At 32.9% G+C, this 21433-nt stretch carries 12 protein-coding genes; 9 read left to right on the forward strand and 3 right to left on the reverse strand.

What is annotated here, in order from left to right:
* The first annotated feature begins 59 nt into the window (after positions 1 to 59).
* The 6 genes from ACIQZ1_RS01680 (at position 60) to ACIQZ1_RS01705 (ending at position 6988) form a co-directional block, all read left to right on the forward strand.
* A complete protein-coding gene (locus ACIQZ1_RS01680; protein WP_396158450.1) occupies positions 60 to 1175 on the forward strand; it encodes a glycosyltransferase in 1116 nt (371 codons plus the stop codon).
* Complete coding sequence (locus ACIQZ1_RS01685) at positions 1166 to 1729, forward strand: RNA polymerase sigma factor (protein ID WP_396158452.1); 564 nt, start codon at positions 1166 to 1168, stop codon at positions 1727 to 1729. The genes ACIQZ1_RS01680 and ACIQZ1_RS01685 overlap by 10 nt, the downstream gene beginning before the upstream one ends.
* Positions 1730 to 1827: 98 nt before the next feature.
* Entirely contained in the window at positions 1828 to 2655 is an 828-nt protein-coding gene (locus ACIQZ1_RS01690; RefSeq protein ID WP_396158454.1) for an energy transducer TonB, read from the forward strand.
* Between the two features lie 205 nt (positions 2656 to 2860).
* Positions 2861 to 3727, forward strand: coding sequence for a lipoyl synthase (lipA, locus tag ACIQZ1_RS01695; RefSeq protein ID WP_091309295.1), 867 nt, complete (start codon positions 2861 to 2863; stop codon positions 3725 to 3727).
* Positions 3728 to 3773: 46 nt separating this feature from the next.
* Positions 3774 to 4778 carry a type I glyceraldehyde-3-phosphate dehydrogenase gene (gene gap / locus ACIQZ1_RS01700; protein ID WP_396158456.1) on the forward strand — a complete coding sequence of 335 codons (1005 nt, stop codon included), beginning with the start codon at positions 3774 to 3776 and terminating at the stop codon, positions 4776 to 4778.
* Between the two features lie 38 nt (positions 4779 to 4816).
* Positions 4817 to 6988, forward strand: coding sequence for an ATP-binding protein (locus tag ACIQZ1_RS01705; RefSeq protein WP_396158458.1), 2172 nt, complete (start codon positions 4817 to 4819; stop codon positions 6986 to 6988).
* Here the strand turns inward: ACIQZ1_RS01705 and lpxK are convergent.
* Positions 6976 to 7986, reverse strand: coding sequence for a tetraacyldisaccharide 4'-kinase (lpxK, locus tag ACIQZ1_RS01710; RefSeq protein ID WP_396158460.1), 1011 nt, complete (start codon positions 7984 to 7986; stop codon positions 6976 to 6978). The two genes, ACIQZ1_RS01705 and lpxK, sit on opposite strands and share 13 nt — an antisense overlap.
* A 152-nt stretch (positions 7987 to 8138) precedes the next feature.
* On the opposite strand from lpxK, the gene ACIQZ1_RS01715 reads away from it, so the two are divergent.
* The 3 genes from ACIQZ1_RS01715 (at position 8139) to rluF (ending at position 10952) form a co-directional block, all read left to right on the forward strand.
* On the forward strand, positions 8139 to 9230 hold the full coding sequence (locus tag ACIQZ1_RS01715) for a Nif3-like dinuclear metal center hexameric protein (RefSeq protein WP_396158462.1): 1092 nt from the start codon (positions 8139 to 8141) through the stop codon (positions 9228 to 9230).
* 4 nt (positions 9231 to 9234) lie between these two features.
* The gene (locus tag ACIQZ1_RS01720; RefSeq protein ID WP_396158464.1) at positions 9235 to 10014 is read left to right on the forward strand and encodes a zinc ribbon domain-containing protein; all 780 of its coding nucleotides are present in this window, start codon (positions 9235 to 9237) and stop codon (positions 10012 to 10014) included.
* 149 nt (positions 10015 to 10163) lie between these two features.
* A complete protein-coding gene (rluF, locus tag ACIQZ1_RS01725) occupies positions 10164 to 10952 on the forward strand; it encodes a 23S rRNA pseudouridine(2604) synthase RluF (RefSeq protein WP_396158466.1) in 789 nt (262 codons plus the stop codon).
* 130 nt (positions 10953 to 11082) lie between these two features.
* Here the strand turns inward: rluF and ACIQZ1_RS01730 are convergent, their stop codons facing one another.
* Both ACIQZ1_RS01730 and ACIQZ1_RS01735 read right to left on the reverse strand, forming a co-directional pair.
* The gene (locus tag ACIQZ1_RS01730; protein ID WP_396158468.1) at positions 11083 to 11586 is read right to left on the reverse strand and encodes a GNAT family N-acetyltransferase; all 504 of its coding nucleotides are present in this window, start codon (positions 11584 to 11586) and stop codon (positions 11083 to 11085) included.
* Between the two features lie 68 nt (positions 11587 to 11654).
* Entirely contained in the window at positions 11655 to 21380 is a 9726-nt protein-coding gene (locus ACIQZ1_RS01735; protein ID WP_396158470.1) for a T9SS type A sorting domain-containing protein, read from the reverse strand.
* Positions 21381 to 21433 lie beyond the last annotated feature (53 nt).

Genomic DNA, 21433 nt, shown 5'->3' on the forward strand with positions numbered 1-21433 from the left:
AAATTAAACTTGAAATTGTAACCAAATAAGAGTAAATTTGCACAACTTTTAAAAAATACATGGAAACAACATTATTTATACTTTTTATAGCATTTTTAGTTTTTTTTGTCATTCAATTCGTTTATCAATCGTTTGTTTTTAGCCGTTTTTCATTTTTGAAACCTAAGAAAGAAACTCCAAAAAGCGTACCTGTTTCTGTACTAGTTTGGGCAAAAAACGAATATGAAAATTTAGTGACACAACTTCCTATTTTAGTTTCTCAAAATTATCCAAATTACGAATTAGTACTTATTGATGATGCGTCTAATGATGAAACATTAGACTTATTTGAAGAATACGAAAAGCAATATTCTTTTGTTAAATTAGTCAAAGTAAAAAACAATGAAGCCTTTTGGGGAAACAAAAAATTTGCATTAACCTTAGGTATAAAAGCTGCAAAAAACGAATATTTATTGTTTACAGATGCAGATTGTCGCATTACATCTGAAAACTGGATTTTAGAAATGACCTCGCACTTTTCATTCAAAAAAACAATCGTTTTAGGATATGGTGCGTATAATAAAATTAAAGGTTCTGTATTAAATAAAATAATTCGCTTTGACGGAGTAATTTCTGCTATCCAATATTTTTCTTGGGCAAAAATCGGAAAACCTTATATGGGAATTGGAAGAAATTTGGCTTATAAAAAATCTGAATTTTTCAACGTAAACGGATTTATTAATCACATTCGAGTGCGCTCTGGGGAAGACGATTTGTTCATTAACGAAGCTGCAACTGCAAGCAATACAACCATTTGTTATAGTCCAGAAAGCTTTACCTATTCTGAACCAAAAACAACTTTTAAAGAATGGTTAAATCAGAAAAGAAAAGAAACATCTACCAAAAAACATTATAAAGAATTTAATAAGTTGCAACTTGCATTATATTTTATTTCGCAACTATCTTGTATTGTTTTGGCTGTAATTTTACTATCTTTCCAATATAATTGGATTATTGTATCAAGCGTATTAGGTTTTAGATACGTTTTTAACTGGATAGTTTTTGGTTATGGCGCATCTAAATTAAAAGAAAAAGATATTATTGTTTGGTATCCAATTTTTGAAATTATTTTACTAATAACTCAAATACGAGTAGCTTTTACCAATTTGATACACAAACCAGAACATTGGAAGTAAAACAAGAGAAAATACTCAAAAACATTCAAAAAGCAAAACTTGGCGATCAAGTGGCTTTTACTTTTCTTCTCGATTTTTATTGGAATGAAGTGTACGGATATATGCTAAAACGTACCGAAAATGAAACGGATACAGAAGATATAGTAATAGAAACATTTGCTAAAGCATTTGATAAAATAAGCACATACAACCCTGAATTTGGATTTAATACTTGGTTAATTGCAATTGCCAAAAACGCTCATATCGATTTACTTCGAAAAAAAAAATCAACCTTATTTTTAGAAATCACAAGTGAAGAAGATAGCTTAGCCAATCAAGTTTTAGACAACACACCAACCATTGAAGACAAGTTAATAACCGAACAAAACTTATCGCAATTACTACAACAAATTAAGCAATTAAAACCTGCCTATCAGGAAGTTATACAATTACGTTACTTTCAAGAAATGAGTTATCAAGATATGGCCGAGCAATTGAACGAACCGCTTAACAATATCAAAATAAAATTGCTTCGTGCTAAAAAATTATTAGCAGAAATTATTAGTAATAAATAACAATAATTAATCTTTTTAGTCCAAAACCTGTTTTTTTGGCACGATTATTTCATATAGTTTAAATTATACACAAGTTGTAACCTTTAAAACTATATATTATGTCAAACTTCAATGTACAAAACGAAAACTGGTTGGAAATAGCTTTCGAAAACAGAAACAAAGCATACGGTGCTTACCAATTAAGAAAAGAAAGTGACGCTACTACCATAAAAGCAATGTTGTTAACTTTCGGATTTATAGCTTTTGGAATTGGATTGTTTTCATTTACGACTCCTGATACTAAACCAATAGTTAAACCAGAACCTAATGTGTTGCCACCTATTGTGACAATTGTAAAATTTACACCTAAAGTTCCAACTGAAAAAGCAATTCAAGCTAAAGGAACCGATAAACCAAAATTAAATCTAACTCCAGATAAAGTCCCACCAGTTGTTGTGGATAAAACTGAAGTAAAACCTATAGTTGAACCAAAAAATCCCGATCCTTCTACACCATTCAATCCAAATGGTAGCGAACATGGAAATCCGGGACCTGTTGGAAATCCGGCAGGCACTTCTTCTACTCCAATCATAACAACTACACCAGGAAGTGGAACTGGCACTAGTGTATACAAAGGCGTGTTGGGTATAGAAGCAAGTTATCCTGGAGGAATTAATATGTTCAGAACGTATATTGCTGAAAACTATAAAGTTCCAAATTCTTTTGATCAAGAGGTATTGTTTATTGAAATGATTTTTGTCATAGAAAAAGATGGATCAATGACGGATATTCGAATGGTAAGTAAAGGAGATAAAGCATTAGAAAAAGAAGCAATTAGAGTTTTAACATCAATGAAAAAGAAATGGACACCAGGGCGAGTAAATGGTGAAGTAGTAAGAAGTGAAAAAAGACTTCCAATTCAAATTAATCTGCTTGAAACAGAATAAAAAAAGCTGAAATTTATTAAAATTTTAAAACCACATAAGACGTTCATTATGTGGTTTTTTTTTTGAAAAAATAATTCTAAAAACAGAGTAAAATAAAATAATTAAACAAAAGTTAGGGATATGTTACAATTGAAAAATAACAATTTAAAATAGGAATTAATTTTAATGCGTTTTGTATATTTGCGGTAGATTTTATATTCAAATTATGGCAACAGAAAGCGTATTTCCTCCTACACCAAAACCAAAATGGCTTCGTGTAAAATTACCCGTTGGTCAAAAATATACTGAACTTAGAGGTTTGGTTGATAAATACAAATTAAATACCATTTGCGCTTCTGGTAGTTGTCCAAATATGGGAGAATGTTGGGGGGAAGGAACAGCAACTTTTATGATTTTAGGAAATATTTGTACCCGTTCTTGTGGATTTTGTGGTGTAAAAACGGGTCGTCCTGAAAATGTAGATTGGGAAGAACCAGAAAAAGTAGCCCGTTCCATTAAAATTATGAATATAAAACACGCTGTTATTACAAGTGTTGACCGTGACGATTTAAAAGATATGGGCACCATTATTTGGGCGGAAACTGTAAAGGCCATAAGAAGAATGAATCCGAAAACAACTCTTGAAACGCTAATTCCAGATTTTCAAGGAAGTGAAAAACATTTAGATAAAATTATTGAAGTAGCACCCGAAGTAGTATCACATAATATTGAAACGGTACGAAGATTAACTCGTGAAGTACGCATTCAAGCAAAATACGATAAAAGTTTAGCCGTTTTAAAATATTTAAAAGAACAAGGTTTGAACCGAACAAAATCTGGAATTATGCTTGGACTTGGAGAAACAGAAGAAGAAGTTATTCAAACTTTACACGATTTAAAAGACGCAAAAGTAGATGTGGTTACTATTGGTCAATATTTACAACCAAGTAAAAAACATTTACCAGTAAAAGAATTCATCACACCAGAGCAATTCGAAAAATACGAAAAAATTGGAAAAGAATTAGGTTTTATTCATGTAGAAAGTGGTCCGTTAGTCCGTTCTTCTTATCATGCTGAAAAACATATTCATTAGTTTTAAGGCATAAGGCAAAATTAAAAATAATTACAAAAATAAAAATTTGAAAATACGTGTCGCTATTAATGGTTTTGGTAGAATTGGAAGAAATGTTTTCCGATTATTACTCAATCATCCAAATATAGAAGTTGTTGCTGTAAATGATATTGCAGATATAAAAACTATGAGTCATTTATTGAAATACGATAGCATTCACGGTGTTTTACAACATTCAATTTCAACTGAAAACGAAACGTTATTAATTGACGATTTTAAATTTCAATTTTTCCACGAAAGTGATATCTCTAAATTACCTTGGAAAAACCTAGATATCGATTTTGTAATTGAGTCGACTGGAAAATTTAAAACTTCAGAAACCGCTGGTTTACATATTTTAGCTGGAGTGAAAAAAGTAATTTTATCCGCACCTCCTGAAGACGAAAAAATAAAAACAGTTGTTTTAGGTGTTAATGAACATATTTTAGATGGTTCGGAAACCATTATCTCTAATGCAAGCTGCACTACGAATAACGCAGCACCCATGCTTAAAATTATTCAAAAATTGTGTGGTATTGAGCAGGCATATATTACCACGGTTCACTCCTACACTACCGACCAAAGTTTGCACGACCAACCACACAAAGATTTAAGACGTGCGCGTGGAGCTTCGCAATCTATAATTCCAACTTCAACTGGCGCTGCAAAAGCAATAACAAAAATTTTTCCAGAATTGGATGGAAAAATTGGCGGATGTGGAATTCGAGTTCCTGTTCCAGATGGTTCGTTAACCGATATTACTTTTAATGTAAACCGAAAAGTTACTATTGAAGAAATTAATTTAGCTTTTAAAAACGCATCCGAAAACGAATTGAAAAACATTTTGGCGTATACCGAAGACCCAATTGTTTCCGTTGATATTATTGGCAATAAAAATTCATGTGTATTTGATGCGCAATTAACTTCTGTAATTGACAAAATGGTAAAAATAGTAGGTTGGTATGATAATGAAATTGGATATTCTTCTCGTATAATTGATTTAATTCTTTTTTTATCGAAAAATAAATACTAATTTTAACATTATTAATTATAGGTTTCGAATACTAAATAATGAAAAAACTCCTTTTTCTACTTACCTTTTTCTCACTATTTACTTTTTCTCAGACAAAGGAAAACAAACCTGACAGCATTACCTATTTTTTAGAATTAGCCAATTATTCTTTTGAAGAAAAATACAATTCAAAAGACGCTATAAAGTACACTCAGAAAGCTATTGAGTATTCTAAAGCATATAAAAATAATGAAAAGCTATACGATTGCTATTATTTTTTAGGAAGCTTGTATTTAGAAACCAACAATTTTAATGAAGCCATTATTAACTTCATAAAATGTTCTAATTACTATGAAATCAATCAAGTTCGTACTTCTAAAGTCGCTAAAATCAACTACGCATTAGGAACTCTTTACTTAGAAAAAAGAAATTTTAAGATTGCAAAATTATACTTCAACAAATCGTATTCAATATACAATTCAATCAATTCTAACAATACTTTAGTGTTAATTGAACTCCAGAAAGGATTAACTTTAAAAGCCAACAATAAATTAGAAGAAGCCATTCTTGTATTTGACAATATTGCCAATACAAGCAGAGATATTGAACCCAGTAAAATTGAAGCGCTATATCAGCTAAGTAAAATTTACTACACACAAGAAGACTTTGAAAAAGCATTAGATTTTTCTAAAAGAGCTTTGAAATTGGTAGAAAATAATTCAGTAGGCATTTCAAAAAAGAAAATTTTAAATAACCTTATTTTAATTTGTGAAAAACAAGAAGATTATAAATTATCCAATTTTTATTTGAAAGAATTTTTAACGTTAAATGAAATAAAAAATAACTCAAGTATAGCCAATACCGACTTACTTATTAATAAAAAAGAACACGATAATCAATTAGAAATTGTTGAAAAGCTGGAAAAAGAGAAAAACGACCAATTAAAATCCATTCGGTTTAATAAACTGATAAGTATAATGAGCATTGTCTTAATTGCCATTTTATCTTTATTTAGTTTTTCTTTATACAAAAACAATAAAATTAGAACCGCTACGAATAAACTTTTACAAGAAAAAAACGAAGAATTAACCGAACAAAAAGAAAAAGCCGAACTTGCCTCAAATGCCCGTTCGGAGTTTTTATCTACTGTAAGTCACGAGTTACGTACACCTTTGAATGCTATAAACGGAATTACGCATTTGCTCTTGCAAGAAAACCCGAAATCAACGCAATTAAATTATTTAAAATCGTTAGAGTTTTCTGGAAATTATCTTTTAAGTTTTATTAATGATATTTTAGAAATTAATCGACTAGAATCAAACACAATACATATTGAAAAAATTAATTTCAATTTAGAAGAATTAATTCAAAATATTCGGGAATCATTCAATGGTTTTATTGAACAAAACAATATTGATTTTAAATTAGAATTAGATTTAAAAAATCATAAAAATTTACTTGGCGATCCAACAAAATTATCTCAGATTTTAATAAATTTAATCAATAATTCCATCAAATTCACTAAAAACGGCAAAGTTACGCTTTCGGTAAAAACCATAAAAGAAGAAGACGATACGGTAACTTTAAATTTCATAATTCAAGATAATGGAATCGGAATTCCAGAAGACAAAATCGCAAATATTTTCGATAGTTTTTCTCAAGGTTCTGTAGAAATTAACAGAACATATGGCGGAACTGGTTTAGGACTTTCTATCGTTAAGAAAATTATTGAATTATTAGGTAGTGAAATTCATTTAGAAAGCAAAGAAAACGAAGGAACTAAATTGTATTTCGATTTAAATTTCGGAAAATCAAATGCCGAAATTATATTAAATCACGAGAAAAAGAAAGTTACTTCTTACGACAATTTAAAAAACAAAACCGTTTTATTGGTTGAAGACAACAAAATCAACCAAATGATTACTAAAAAAATGGTGGAAAACAAAGGTATGATTTGCAGTATTATTGATAATGGCGAAGATGCGATTATTGCTATGCAAAATAATAGTTTTGATTTGGTTTTAATGGATGTTCATTTAACAGGAATTAACGGAACAGAAGCTACGGCAGAAATTAGAAAATTTGACAAAACAACACCAATAATTGCTTTAACCGCTATTTCATTAAACGAAAACAAAGAAATGTTATTATCTTTTGGTATGAATGAAGTAATTACAAAACCTTTTAATCCAGACTATTTTTATAGCGTAATAAGCGATTACTTAGTATAACTTTTTACCCAATTTGTAACTAAACTATCAAATTGCTCTTTATCTGAGTTGAATTTGGTTTGTATAGGCAAATAAAATAAGTTACTCGAGTATATTTTTCCGTTTAAACGCATAAAATCCTTTTCTGTAGTAACAATAATTTTATCTTTTGAAAGTTCACTTATTTCTGAAATTTCTGCTTCTGAAAAATTATGGTGATCTGGATATATCATAACTTTATCAGTTCCAGAATTTAAATAATCAATGAAATATTTTGGCTTAGCAATTCCTGCAACAATAATTTTTTCTTTAGAAATTATATCTGAAACCGAAATACTATTTTCTGTACTAAACACATTAGAATCGTAGTCAATTGAAGTGAAAAAAACGGGCACATTTACGTTTAATTTAAGCTTTACTTCATCTTTGTTTTTTTCTGTAATATTTTGAGGGCATTTTGTTACAACAACTACATCGGCTCGCTTTTTACCGATAGCACTTTCTCGTAAATTTCCGAATGGTAAAATATAATCATCTGAAAACAAGTCATCATAAGACGTTAACAAAATATAAAAACCTGCTTTTACTTTTCTATGCTGAAACGCATCGTCTAACAAAATAATATCTGGATTGCTTTTCGAAATTAAGTTTTCAATTCCTGTTTGTCTGTCTTCACAAACGGCAACGGAAATTTCAGGAAATTTTGAATACATTTGAAACGATTCGTCACCTAATTCGGTTGCTGAAACTAAATCATTTGCCAATACAAAACCTTTTGAATTTCGTTTATAACCACGACTTAAAACAGCAATTTTATAAGTGTTTTTTAATAATCGAATAATGTATTCTGTCTGAGGCGTTTTACCTGTGCCACCTGCACTTAAATTTCCAATTGCTATAATCGGTAAATCATATGATTTTGAAGTAAAAATACCTAAATCGTATAGCCAATTTCTAATAAAAGTGACTAACCAATATACAACTCCAAGCGGAAAAAGTAGTTTTCGTATTACCATCATAATTATTTATCTAAATAATGATTTACAAAAGTATCCCATAGAATTAGATAAACAAATGTACAAAAATCGAATGAATTAAATTTCAAGTAAATTATATTTAAAATCAATTGCATTTTTTATCTTTGAAAAATACAAAATTTCTAAAACGAAAAATGCAATTACCTGAAATCACAAAACATCTTGAAAAACTGGCTCCTTTGGCTTACGCTGAAGACTTTGACAATATTGGGCTTTTAGTTGGTCACAGCAATGATATTACTGGCATTTTGGTTTGTCACGATGCTTTGGAAGAAGTTATTGAAGAAGCCATTTCTAAAAAATGTAATTTAGTAGTTTGCTTCCATCCTATTTTGTTTTCTGGATTAAAAAAAATAACAGGAAAAAATTATGTAGAAAGAGTGATTATCAAAGCCATAAAAAATGACATTGCCATTTATGCTGTTCATACCGCATTAGATAATCATCAAAATGGTGTGAATAAAATTTTCTGTGATGCTTTAGGTTTATCGAATACTAAAGTTCTAATTCCTAAACAAAATTTCATTTATAAATTAGTAACTTATACCAAACCGGAGAACGAAAACCAAGTAAAACAAGCCTTATTTGAAGCGGGTGCAGGAAGTATTGGCAACTATGATAATTGTAGTTTTACATCTGCTGGAAGTAGTTCTTTTAAAGGAAATGAAAACAGCAATCCGGTACTTGGACAAAAACATATTTTACAAATAGAAAAGGAAATTAAAATAGAGGTAATTTTCGAAAAACACTTACAAAATAACATATTAAAGGCATTATTTGCTAATCATATGTACGAAGAAGTGGCGTATGAAATTTACAAAACAGAAAACGAACATCAGAATATTGGTTTAGGTATGATTGGCGAATTGGCACATCCTATGAAACCAAACGATTTTTTACAATTTGTGAAAGAAAAAATGGAATGTGGTGGCATTCGTCACAGCCAATTTTTATCAAATGATATTAAAAAAGTTGCAGTTTTAGGTGGAAGCGGAAGTTTTGCCATAAAAAATGCAATTGCAGCAGGAGCCGATGCTTTTTTAACTGCTGATTTAAAATATCACCAGTTTTATGAAGCCGAAAACAAGCTGCTTTTGGCGGATATTGGGCATTTTGAAAGCGAAAGATATACAAAAAATTATATTGTTGACTTTCTTAAAGAAAAAATCACTAATTTTGCAATCATTTTATCAGAATTAAATACAAATCCCGTTAAATATTTTTAACAATATGGCAAATACAAAAGAACTAAGCGTAGAAGAAAAGTTAAGAGCAATTTATGCTTTACAATTAATTGATTCTAAAATTGACGAAATTAGAAACGTACGAGGAGAATTACCTTTAGAAGTTGAAGATTTAGAAGATGAAGTAGCTGGATTATCTAAACGTTTAGAGAAATTAAACGACGATTTAAACAACATCGATCATCAAGCAAAAGAAAAAAAGAACAATATTGATGACTACAAAGCAGCAATAAAAAAATATACAGAACAACAAAAAAATGTGCGTAACAATAGAGAATTTAATTCTTTATCAAAAGAAATTGAGTTTCAAGAATTAGAAATTCAATTGGCTGAAAAGCACATAAAAGAAATGAAAGTTACTTTAGAAAACAAAAAAGAAATTGTTAATCAAACTAAAGATAAACTAGATAGCAAACAAAATCACTTAAAACATAAAAAAGCTGAATTAAGTGATATTATGGCAGAAACCGAAAAAGACGAAAACTTCTTAATTGAAAAGTCTAATGAATTTAGAGGCAAAATTGAAGCTCGTTTATTATCTGCTTATGACAGAATTAGAAACAGCGTAGTTAATGGTTTAGCAGTTGTTTCTATCGAACGTGGCGCATCTGCAGGTTCTTTCTTTACTATTCCACCACAAACTCAAATGGAAATTGCGGGTAGAAAGAAAATCTTAACAGATGAACACAGTGGACGTATTTTAGTTGACAGTGTTTTAGCTGATGAAGAAAGAGAAAAAATGGAGAAAATTTTCGCCAAAATGTAATACGATTAGTCGAAGGTCTAAAAGTCGAAAAAAGACCAACACATACAATAAAAAAATCCCAATTCAAATTGGGATTTTTTTTATTGAAATAAACCTCATAAACAAAATAAACCTCATAAACATTTAAACTAAAATACTACCTTTGCCTAATGGAAGAACAATTAGTACGCATCAATAAATATTTATCAGAATCAGGATTTTGCTCTCGTAGAGAAGCCGATCGTTTATTGGAAGAAGGCAGAATTACCATCAACGGGCAATCTCCAGAATTAGGCACAAAAGTAGCTCCAGGAGACGAAGTTCGTGTGAATGGCGAATTAGTAACCAACGCTAATAAAAAACCTATTTATTTATCGTTCCACAAACCTGCAGGAATTGAATGTACGACTAATTTAAGCATTCCAGACAATATTGTAGATTACATCAATTACCCCGAACGTGTTTTTCCTATTGGAAGATTAGACAAAGCCAGTGAAGGATTAATATTTATGACAAATGATGGCGATATTGTAAACAAAATTTTACGCGCCAGAAACAACCACGAGAAAGAATATATTGTAACTGTTGACAAACCAATTACTGAAACGTTCATAAAGCAAATGAGTAATGGTTTGCCCATTTTAGATACCATTACCAAAAAATGTAAGGTCGAAAAAATGAGTCAATTTGTATTTAAAATTGTTTTAACACAAGGTTTAAATCGTCAAATTCGTCGTATGTGCGAATATTTAGATTACGAAGTTACATCGCTAAAAAGAATCCGAATTATCAACATTACTTTAGATGTTCCTGTTGGAAAATACCGCCCATTAACAGATAAAGAAATCATAGAATTAAATACACTTATTGAACCTTCCAGTAAAACCGAAGACGCGAGTATTTTAAGAGATAAGAAAACCAATTACGGTAGCAGAAATTACGACAAAAGAAATAGATAATTTTATTTAGGCGTTCCCTTTCAGGTCGTGTCTTCCGCTATATCTTTTTATATTTTGTTACCTTCGAGAACTTCAGGCAACAAAATACAAAAAGGATGCCGCTACAACCACTAACGCAAATCCGTTTTCATTAGAACAGATATTCCATTACGTAGTCGTCCATAACATAATCATTCCCAATATCAATTACCTCTTCTTTTGAAATAACAAAGCCCAATTTCTCATAGAAAATTTTTGCCTTGTTATATTTGTTCACATTTAAAAAAATACCTTTCTGATTATTGCTTTTAGCGATTTTTACTATTTCATTAATCATAAATTTTCCAAAACCTTTACCTTGGGTTTCTAGTAACAAATAAATTTTATGAATTTTAGTTAATGGCTGATTTAGGTTTTCGAAGTTGCAATTTAATTCATAAGCAACAAATCCAATAACATTGTTATCTTCAAGCAGCAATTCGAATACTTGACCGTTATTCATTTGCTTTTCTAAATTGGCAATAGAATAAAAAGTATCTAACATATATTCTAATTGCGCAGTAGATAATATATTTCCATAAGTCGAAGGCCAAATAGTATTCGCTAGATCTCGAACTATCGATAGTTGTTCTTTATTACATACGATCATTTTCATTTTGCTAAAATAAAACAAAAAGGGCCAATCTGTAACAGATTGACCCTTTTTTTAATATAAGCTAGTTATTATTTTTTAACTACTTTAAATTCACTTGAAGTATCATTAGCAAAAACTTTTACTACATATACTGATGTAGCTAAATCAGATAAATCAACAGTAACTAAATTACTATTTGGATTCATATTTCTAATTTGTCTTCCACTAATATCGTACACTTGAACTGAAGTAATTTCACTTGAATAACTAATAGTTAATATATCAATTACTGGGTTAGGATAAAATTTTAAAGATTTGATATCAAAACTTTCGTTTTCTAATACTACTACAACCGTAACTGCTAAAGCTGTACTTCTACAAGTACCTACAACAGAAACTGCATAATATGTAGTACCATCTACTAATTGAGTACCTGCTGGAATTGCATTTGTTCCTGCTGCAGCATCAGCTGCAGTTGGATACCAAATTACATTTGTTCCTGATACAGAAATATCTTCAATTGTTGCATCAGGCCCAACACCTCCAAAAATAGTTTGTGTCGTAGCACCTGTTGGAGTAGCTGGAGAAGATATCGTAACATTTACAGCTGTTCTCGTACTTTCACAACCATTAACTGTTTGGGAAACATAATAGATACCACTTGTAAGCGCAGTAGTTGTAGAAATTGGTGAACCACCAGTAGGTGCTGTATACCATTGTAAACTAGAACCTGCTGCTACTAAATCAGCTACAGTCCCAGCAGAACAAAATGTTTGTGCATTTGAAGTTGGTGCTATTGACACATTTACAGTAACAGAAACTGATGTTCTAGTACTTTCACAACCATTAATAGTTTGAGATACATAATAAGTACCAGTAGCTAATGTTGTTGAAGCACTTAAAGCAGATCCACCAATTGAAGCTGAATACCATTGTAAACCAGTACCAACAGCGGCTAAATTAGCTACCAAAGCACTATTACAGAAAGTTTGTGCAGAAGCTGTTGGTGCAGTTGTTATGTTAATTGTAACTGTAACTGCAGTTCTAGAACTTTCGCAACCGTTAACAGTTTGTGATACATAATATGTTCCAGAAGAAATAGAAGCTGTTGATACAACAACGTTTCCTCCAGTCATTGCATCATACCAAGTATAAGCTGAACCATTTGGCAATAAATCAGAAACTAAAGCTGCATTACAAAAAGTTTGAGCAGACGCATTAGGTGCTGTAGGAATTGGATTCACGACAGCTGTTACTGCAAATCTTGATGTACTTTCACAACCATTAACTGTTTGAGATGCATAATAAGTAGTTCCATTTACTAACCCAACTAATGTCCATAATGAAGCTGGGTATTCTGTACCTCCAGTTGCAGCATTATACCATTTAATATTTGTACCCGTAGCAACTAATTGCGATAAATTGGCCGAACCACAAAATGCTTGAGAAGCATTTCCTGTTGGTACATTTGTAACGTTTATTGTCACGGTTACCGGCATAATTTTTTCACATCCATTTGCGTTAACTGCTTTAATATAATATGTTCCAGAACTTGTTACCGCACTAGCCGATGTTAAAGCTGTAGTAGCAGCACTATCTGTCCAATACGTTAGTGTTAAACCTGCATCAGAACCGGTAGTAATTGCACTTGCAGTAATATCTATAGTGTTTGGACTACATACAGTTGCTGGAGCAGTAATGGTTAATACTGGTTGTGGATTTACAGTTACTGTAACTGGTATTATTACAAAACATCCGTTAGCATTTGTACCTTTAATATAATACGTACCAGAAGATGCAACTGCACTAGGTGTTGATAAAGCGGTAGTTGCTGCTGAATCTGTAAAGTAAGTAAATGTTAATCCAGTATCAGAACCTGTTGTTACTGCTGAAGCTGTTAAGTCAACAGTAGTTGGAGCACAAACCGTTGCAGGGTTTACACTTACAACAACTGGTAAAGCATTTACAGTTACTGTAACTGATGCTATCGTTACACAGCCATTAGAATTTGTACCCTTAATGTAATATGTTCCAGAACTTGCAACTGCATTAGGATTTGGCAATACCGTTGTAGCTAAAGCATCTGTGAAATAACTGTAGGTTAAACCTGAAGTTGAACCAGCTGTCACAGCTGCTGCTGTTAAATCTACTGTAGTACCATTACATACTGCACTTGGAGTATTTGCAACAACTACTGGTAATGGATTAGCTGTTACAGTAAATGTAGCTGTATTAACACATTGTCCTCCAGAAGTTTGATTTGCAGTTAATGTATACGTTGTAGTTGAAGACGGGTTAAATACCCAACCATTTGTACTATCTCCTGAGACACCTAATGATGGTGACCAAACATAAGTATCAAAATCTGAAGGAATTGATGTAATTGTTACAGGAACAATAGTAACAATTCCAGCACAAATTGTTGTGCTTGTACTGCTTAATGTTAAAGATGGTGCTGGATTAACAGTTACTGGAACGGCAACTCTTGATGAAGCACACACTGTTGGAATTGTTAAGTTCATACTATGTATAAATCTTAGATCTGTTGCGTATGATGTTGTCGAAGACCAACCGTACCCACCAGTTATTGAAACCCCTGGTGTTGTAAAAGGATAAGCTCCAGTTTGATAATACCAAGTTAAACCAGTTCCTAAAGATGAACAAATTATTCTATAACCTGCACCTGCTGTTGGAACAACGAAAGTTGATGGTAAGGCAATATTTGTTAATGATGTAGATGAACCAATGAAACCAGTAATTACTGTAGAAGCGATGTCAACTCCACTTGAGTCTTGCAAATTAATAGTAAGATCACCAGTACCTGAGACCAAAACATCAATACTGTTAATAATAACATTATTAGTTGAAGTTGTAAATACCATTCCACCATTTGTAGATCCAGTTGTTAATGCAGTATTAATTGCTGCAGTAGATCCTAATGATACTGTTGCATTTGTAGTTGTCTCAGCACTTGCGTAATAAGTAGTAGATGTACTTAATTGAGGTGTAACAAATGGAGAGCCTGTACCTACAGAAGTTCCACCAGATGCAGCTGTATACCATTTAATTGTTGATCCGGCGTTTGCAGTAGCTTGAATACTAGCAGTACCTGTTCCACAACGAGTTGCAGGTAATGTTGTTAAAATATTATTAGTAAATCCTATTGAAGATACACTTGAATATCCAGGTGTTCCTCCACAAGAAACAATTTTACAACGGTATTGAGTAGCAGTAGTTGGTGTTACTGAAGTTGTTGTAGCCGTTGCAGTTGCAACATCTTGCCATGAACCACCATTATCAATACTAGATTGCCATTGGAAAGCTAACCCATCATTACTTCCTGTGTAATCCATACTTAAGTTTACGCTATTACCTAAACAAATTGTAGATGCACTAGCTATTGTATTTATACCTGTTGGTGGAGTACTGTTTAATATACTCATTAATACTTGAGCAGAACCAGGTGCATTAGTACAACCTGTAGTTTGATTCGTATATGAAATAGAATAAGTTGTAGTAATTGCTGGCGCTACAGATTGAGAGAAAATATTAGTTCCAGTTGCAATTGTAGTTGTCCCATTGGCATCAGTAGCCGTCCATGTTGTATTGTAATTAGCTGGTGGTGAAAATCTCCAAGCTAATGGTGAGGTTATTTCAGCTGATACACCATTCCAGAAATTTGCTGCATTTGTTGAACAGTTTGGAGCAGTTGCACCAATTGTTTTAGTTGGATCCTGAAGACCAATATATTTATTTCTTGAATCATTATTAAAAGAACAAGTTGTCGCCAATTGGTTTGTAGCACTGATAACTCTAATTTCAATAATACCCGTCGTCTCATATAATACCAACTCTGCAGAATTTCTTCCGTCTGTCGCACTTGTAGAACACCATAATGGAGCATTTGCATATTGTACTATAAATCTTCTGTTAGGAGCAATTCCTTCTGTCCAATACGCTATTTTTCCTTTATCAGTTCCAGCTGTACTATTATCAAATTTTAAATCTCTAGCGCATACAGCTATTGTACTCGCCGGATTTACTGTATTTGGAAAGCCCCCAGTAAAGTTATATTGAGTTGAACCTGTTGCACCAAAGTTAACTGTTCCATTAGACGCAATATTTAAAGTAGTATAAATGGTTCCAAAAAAGTTAAAGTTAAATCCTATTGGTTTTGCATTCCAATAACCATCATCAATACCTGATACATTACCTGTACCAGCAACAGCTGCGCCATTTTCGCATAATACTACACCATTAGATGGAATTGTACTTAATGCGGTTGGAGCTGTTATACAAGTTGCGGTAAAATTCCCCGCACTTAATCCTGAATTGATAGTTGCGCTAGTTCCTGGACATACTCCATTTGCTGATGTTGTAACAGTAGCAGTAGGCAAAGGATACACACCTACAGAAATAAACGCTACAGAAGGACAACCACCATTATTTGGTGTTCCGGTTACTTTAAAGTCAGTAGTAGCTGAAATAGTAGCAGTAATTGAAGCTCCTGTTGTAGTGCTTAATGTAGTACCACTTGTTAATGATTCCCATGTGTATGTAGCACCAATAATTGAAGAACTTGCAGTTAATGTAACATCACCACCTGAACCACAAAAATTAGGTACTGAAGGTGTTATTGTAATAATATCATTACTAAATCCTTCATCTGTATATGAAACACCTGCTTGATTTTTATTTAATGAATTAGAATCAGTAGCTGTAACCGACCACGTTACTGTGGCGTTAGACGGTGTCACTGTAGGAATAACACCAGACCAATCATTACCAGTTGTATTAGTCATAGTGATTGGTGTTTGTGCAACTCCGTTAACATTATAATTAATTACAACACTAGCTATAGTTCCAGAAACTGGAGTAGCAGTAACAGTAACTGTTCTTGCTATATTTGGACAAAATTTCCCCATTGGTGTCATCAATAAATTTGATAATACTGGGTTTGGTGAAATCGCATCAAATTCCCAAGCACCTAAATCATAACCCGTACCTGAACCTCCTGGACGCGTAACACCATTAAAATCTGGACTTGTTACAGTAATTGGATTTCCTCCACCTTCCGCTTGAGTTGTAATACCTGCAGCTGGTTTTAAGAAGGTAGCATCTGAACCTGTTGTCGAAGTAAAGAAAGTTGCTGGTACAAAAGCAGTTTCAGTGAATGAATTTGCATCACGAGGAGCAATAGTTCCTGCAGTGAATACACCCGCTAAATATTGTGCCATAGTTTGTGCAGTAGAAGTTCCGTCACTGTAAATTAAATTATTTGCGCCCGGAGCTCCTGAATAAAATAAATTTTTATTAGAAGTTGCTGCATAATTTGCTAATGTAGAAGCTATACCACTAGTTCTTCTGAAAGCAACAGCTAATCCTGTTCCAACTGGTGTTAGATTATTGAAAATCATATTATTTTGTAAATCTAAAGAAGCTGTAGTAGCTACTGTAGAAATAGCTTGTAAAATACCTGAACCTCCAAAGGTTGCTCCTCCAGTACCTTCTAAATATACCGTATTGTTATATACTTTTTGCATTGAGTTAGTAGCAGAAGAAGAAACAGATATACCGTGGATAGCATCAGGTAAACTTGCATTCGGAGCTGTTAATCCTCCAATAATGTTATTATAAGTACTTACAGTTGTTCCTCCTGATAATAAAATACCTTTTACAGGATTTACTGTAAGTAAAGCACTAGTAATTGCACCACTTTGAGACAAACCATATACTTTATTTCTATACATATTTACAGTTGTTCCACCAGAAACTTGCATACCATGTACTAATGGTGATGTAGCTCCTGAACCAGATAAAGTATGAATTGTATTTTGGAATGCATTTGTTAAGGTTGCTCCTGTAACAGCTAAACCTAACACAGTTGATGAAGCACCTGATGAAGATAATGTATTAATTGTATTAGCATTAATATTAACAACCGGCGATGTATTTGCACATGTTAAACCAGTAACTGAACCACCTGTCCCTGTTGACGATAAACCCGTAATGGTATTATTTGCAATATTTAAAGGGTTGGCTAAGTTACCCGATGATCCAATAGTTATTCCTGTAATAGAACTTTGCCCAGTTAAATTGGTAACAGTATTATTTGATAATGATGAAGTTCCACCAAAATAACCAAAGTTCATTCCAGTAATTGCGCCCGCACCTGTTGTCCAGTTATTAAATGTATTACCTGTAACCGTTCTTGTTGCACCAGAGCTAGAACCGTCAGTATTATTAATACCTGTTATAGCTGTAGCGCCTGTTGTAGTAATATTTGAAAAATTATTATTTGTAATAGTACTTATAGCGCCTGTAGCTGAAGACGATCCAGATGTTAATCCTGTAATTGTTCCACCTGCACTAGGCTTATTAAACGCCGTTACAATAGTATTATTTGTAATATTTTGAGTACCTGTAGCCGCAACAGTATAACTATGAGAAATAAACGTTACTGAACCCGTAGTATTCAGATTTAAATTGGTAAATGTATTGCCAGAAATAGTAGCAATATTGTTAGCTGCTGTAGCCCCAGTAAGGTTTATGTATGTTTGAGAATTTGTTCCTGCAACAGTATGAGTAATTCCTTGAAAATCATTATTAGTGATATTGTGCGTTGTTGCAATAGTATTCGCAACACTTAATCCTGTAAAAGTACCTGAATTTGCAAATGCGTATCTTACAAATCCAAGTGAAGATGTACCAATACTATTTGTCGAAACATTTACCGATGGAGTAGTTCCTGTCATTGAACCAGATAAAATAATACCTGTAACAGCAGTAACTGTTCCAGAAACAGCTAAACCTCGAATGGTATTGTTTGATACCACTAAAGTATTACCTGTTGCCGTACTTCTAATTCCTAATGCTAATGCAGTTGCACCCGTTGTAGAGGTAAGAGTACCACCTGTTGAATTTGTAAGATTAGTAGCATTTAAAATATAACCAGTTCTAATATTATCTACAGTAGTATTTCCTATTGTATTATTACTAATATTAAATGTACCAGCTGTTCCAGCGGTATCTATTCCAGTAAATCCACCACTAATAGATGCTGTAGTACCCACAGCATCAATAGCGCCAATTGTATTATTTTGAATACTTACTGTACCAGTACTTGTTGCATAAATACCTACTACCTGTCCACCAGTTGTTGTACAAGCTGCATATACCGATGAGTTTCCTGTAGTTGATCCAATTGTATTACCTGTAGTAGTACCAATATTTGCATTTCCAGAAGTTACATTAATACCTGCCCATATACCATTAGTCGTATTTGCACCACTTGAAGTAAATAATGCAAAACCAGCAATAGTGTTTCCTTGAATGTTAGAAACTGTAGCTCCAGCTGTAAAACCTAAAGTCATACCTGTATAACGAGTTGCTGTTGGTGTACCTGAAGTAACATAAGAAGAAGGAAAACCAGTAAGAAGAAGCGAGTTACCTAATAAATTAGTTGTTCCAGTTCCAGATGCATTAGCATAACCGATAGTGTTACCTGTAATGGTGTATCCACCTCCAGAACCAATATTAATACCATTGTGCGTATTAGCTGTAGTATATATACGGGTTGCGGTTTGGAATAATTTGTTATTGGTAATTGTCCACGTTGAGTTTCCTGTTGAAGCAAGTGAAATACCGTTGGTAGCACTTATTGGACTGTAGTAATCAGAAATTTGATTATTATCAATTGTATTACCACTATTATCTACCGAAGCGCTTGAACCAACTGAATAGATAGCATTCGCTGGGAAGTTAGTAAGTGTTAATGCAGTTGATGTAACTGTTGCAGATGTGTTTACTGTATACGTTCCATTTCCACCCGTCCCTGTTCCTGCTGCCGTAATAATTGTTCCTGCAGCTACACCTGTTCCTGAAACAGTAGTTCCCGGAACAACAAAACCACTAGTAACCGCAGACACAGTTATAGAAGTAGTCGTCTGAGAACCTGTAACTACTGTGGTGGCAGCATTTGCTGTAAAAGTACAGTTATTTATAGTATTATTATCATTACCTGAAAGTATTCCAGCGCCAAAATACACTGAACCTCCTGTTGTAGAGAGGTTAGAACTTTTAATATCTAAATACTTTAAGGTATTGTTATTGGCATCATTTGTAAACATAATGGCATTTGCACCTCCGGTAGAAGTACCTGTTATTGCTATTGCAGATACATTATTAGTACTGTTGTTTAGCGTATATGTTCCAGCACCCCCAGTTCCAGTTACATACCCTGTAATTACGGTACCTGGAAGTACACCTGTTCCTGAAAGAGTTTGACCAATTAGAAATGGCCCTGAACCTGCTGTTAATGTTCCTACAGTAAATGTAGCTCCTGAAATAGAAGAACCTGTTGCTGTAGTTGATGCTGTAGCTCCACCTGCCGCTAAGTTAGCAATAGTAACTGCAGAAGTTGTACCTGTTTGATTTACACGCCCATCAATTGTTAATTTTGCTGTGCTGCTTAAATTAAATATAGATGATGAGTTAGCATTTGAAATAGTTAATGGTGTAGCTACAGTTGTAGGATATACATTAATTGTGAATCCTGCTCCTGCTCCACCAGTAGGCCCTACTATAGGAAAAGTTTCCGGAGTCACCGGATAACCTGTAATTAATTCTAAATTAACATTACCTACTAATCCATTTGAATTAATATCTGCAAAAGCAGTAGTTAAATTTGCATAATCTCCCCCCGTACCTACAGTTTTGGTTCCTGAAAGAATCCCTGCTGGAGTAGCTTGTGTCCCATCTACACTTGTACTGATAGTACCTTCTGTAAATGCAGCTACTCTCCAATAATATGTAGCGCCAAAAGATAGACCAGTAGCCGAATATGTAGTAGCATTAGCTGCCGTTGTGTTCACTAAAGTATACGAAATACCATCTGTTGAACGGTATACAAAATATCCTAATTCATTTGTTGCATTATCTGTCCAGTTTAACGTAGTTGTTGACCCTGTTACTCCAGTAAAAGTTAATGCCGTAGGCGCTAAAGCGACTGCCGGAGTAAAGGTAAAGAATCTATTTGCTAAATTAGCTATTTGTACAGTAGCAGCAAATGAATTTGTTGTAGGTGTTGTAGTATTTGTAGTTTGAGTTGGAGTAGCGCCAACCGTAATAAAAGCTGAAGAATTAGCAGTATTACTTGAACTATGAAAAATAGATCTTGTTACACTTGCAGTACTTGTATTCAATATACTTCCATACAAAAACTCAAAAACACCAGTGCTTTCATTTAAAACTAATTGCATATTACCAGAAGTAGTACTATCAGTCCAATACGCATAAAATTGATTCCATTCAATAATTAATTTTCTATTTGGCGCTGTACCAACAACCAAATATGACATCCCATTATTGACTTCATTATCTCCATCCATCGGAGCTAATGTAACAGTTGAAGCCGCATAACCAGTAACAGCTGAACCACCTATAGCAGTCGCTCCACTAGTAGTATGTAATCTTGCTTGACCGTTACTATTAACACTTATATGGGAATAAATGTTCCCCATATAAATAAAATTAAACCCAATTGGAAATACAGAACTTCCCCAAGTATCCTGATTACCAGTAACTAAAGATGTAGCTCCTGTCATCGAGTTTAAAGTACTTGTACCCGATGTAAAAGAGTAATTTGCAGATGATGATTGTCCTTGCACAAAAACAAAAGAAAGCAATGCCACTAATACTGTTACAAACGAAAGCCAATTTCTTTTTGTAGCCATATACGATGTACCATCCTGATTTTTAGAACTAGTTGCTCCTGCAGAAATACGGGCAGCAACCGAATCGTAATTGTTTATCATAATAAGTAATTTAGTTTAATAAGTGTAATTCACAAATATATTTATTTTTTTAA

The organism is Flavobacterium sp., from assembly GCF_044341185.1.
GTDB lineage: Bacteria > Bacteroidota > Bacteroidia > Flavobacteriales > Flavobacteriaceae > Flavobacterium.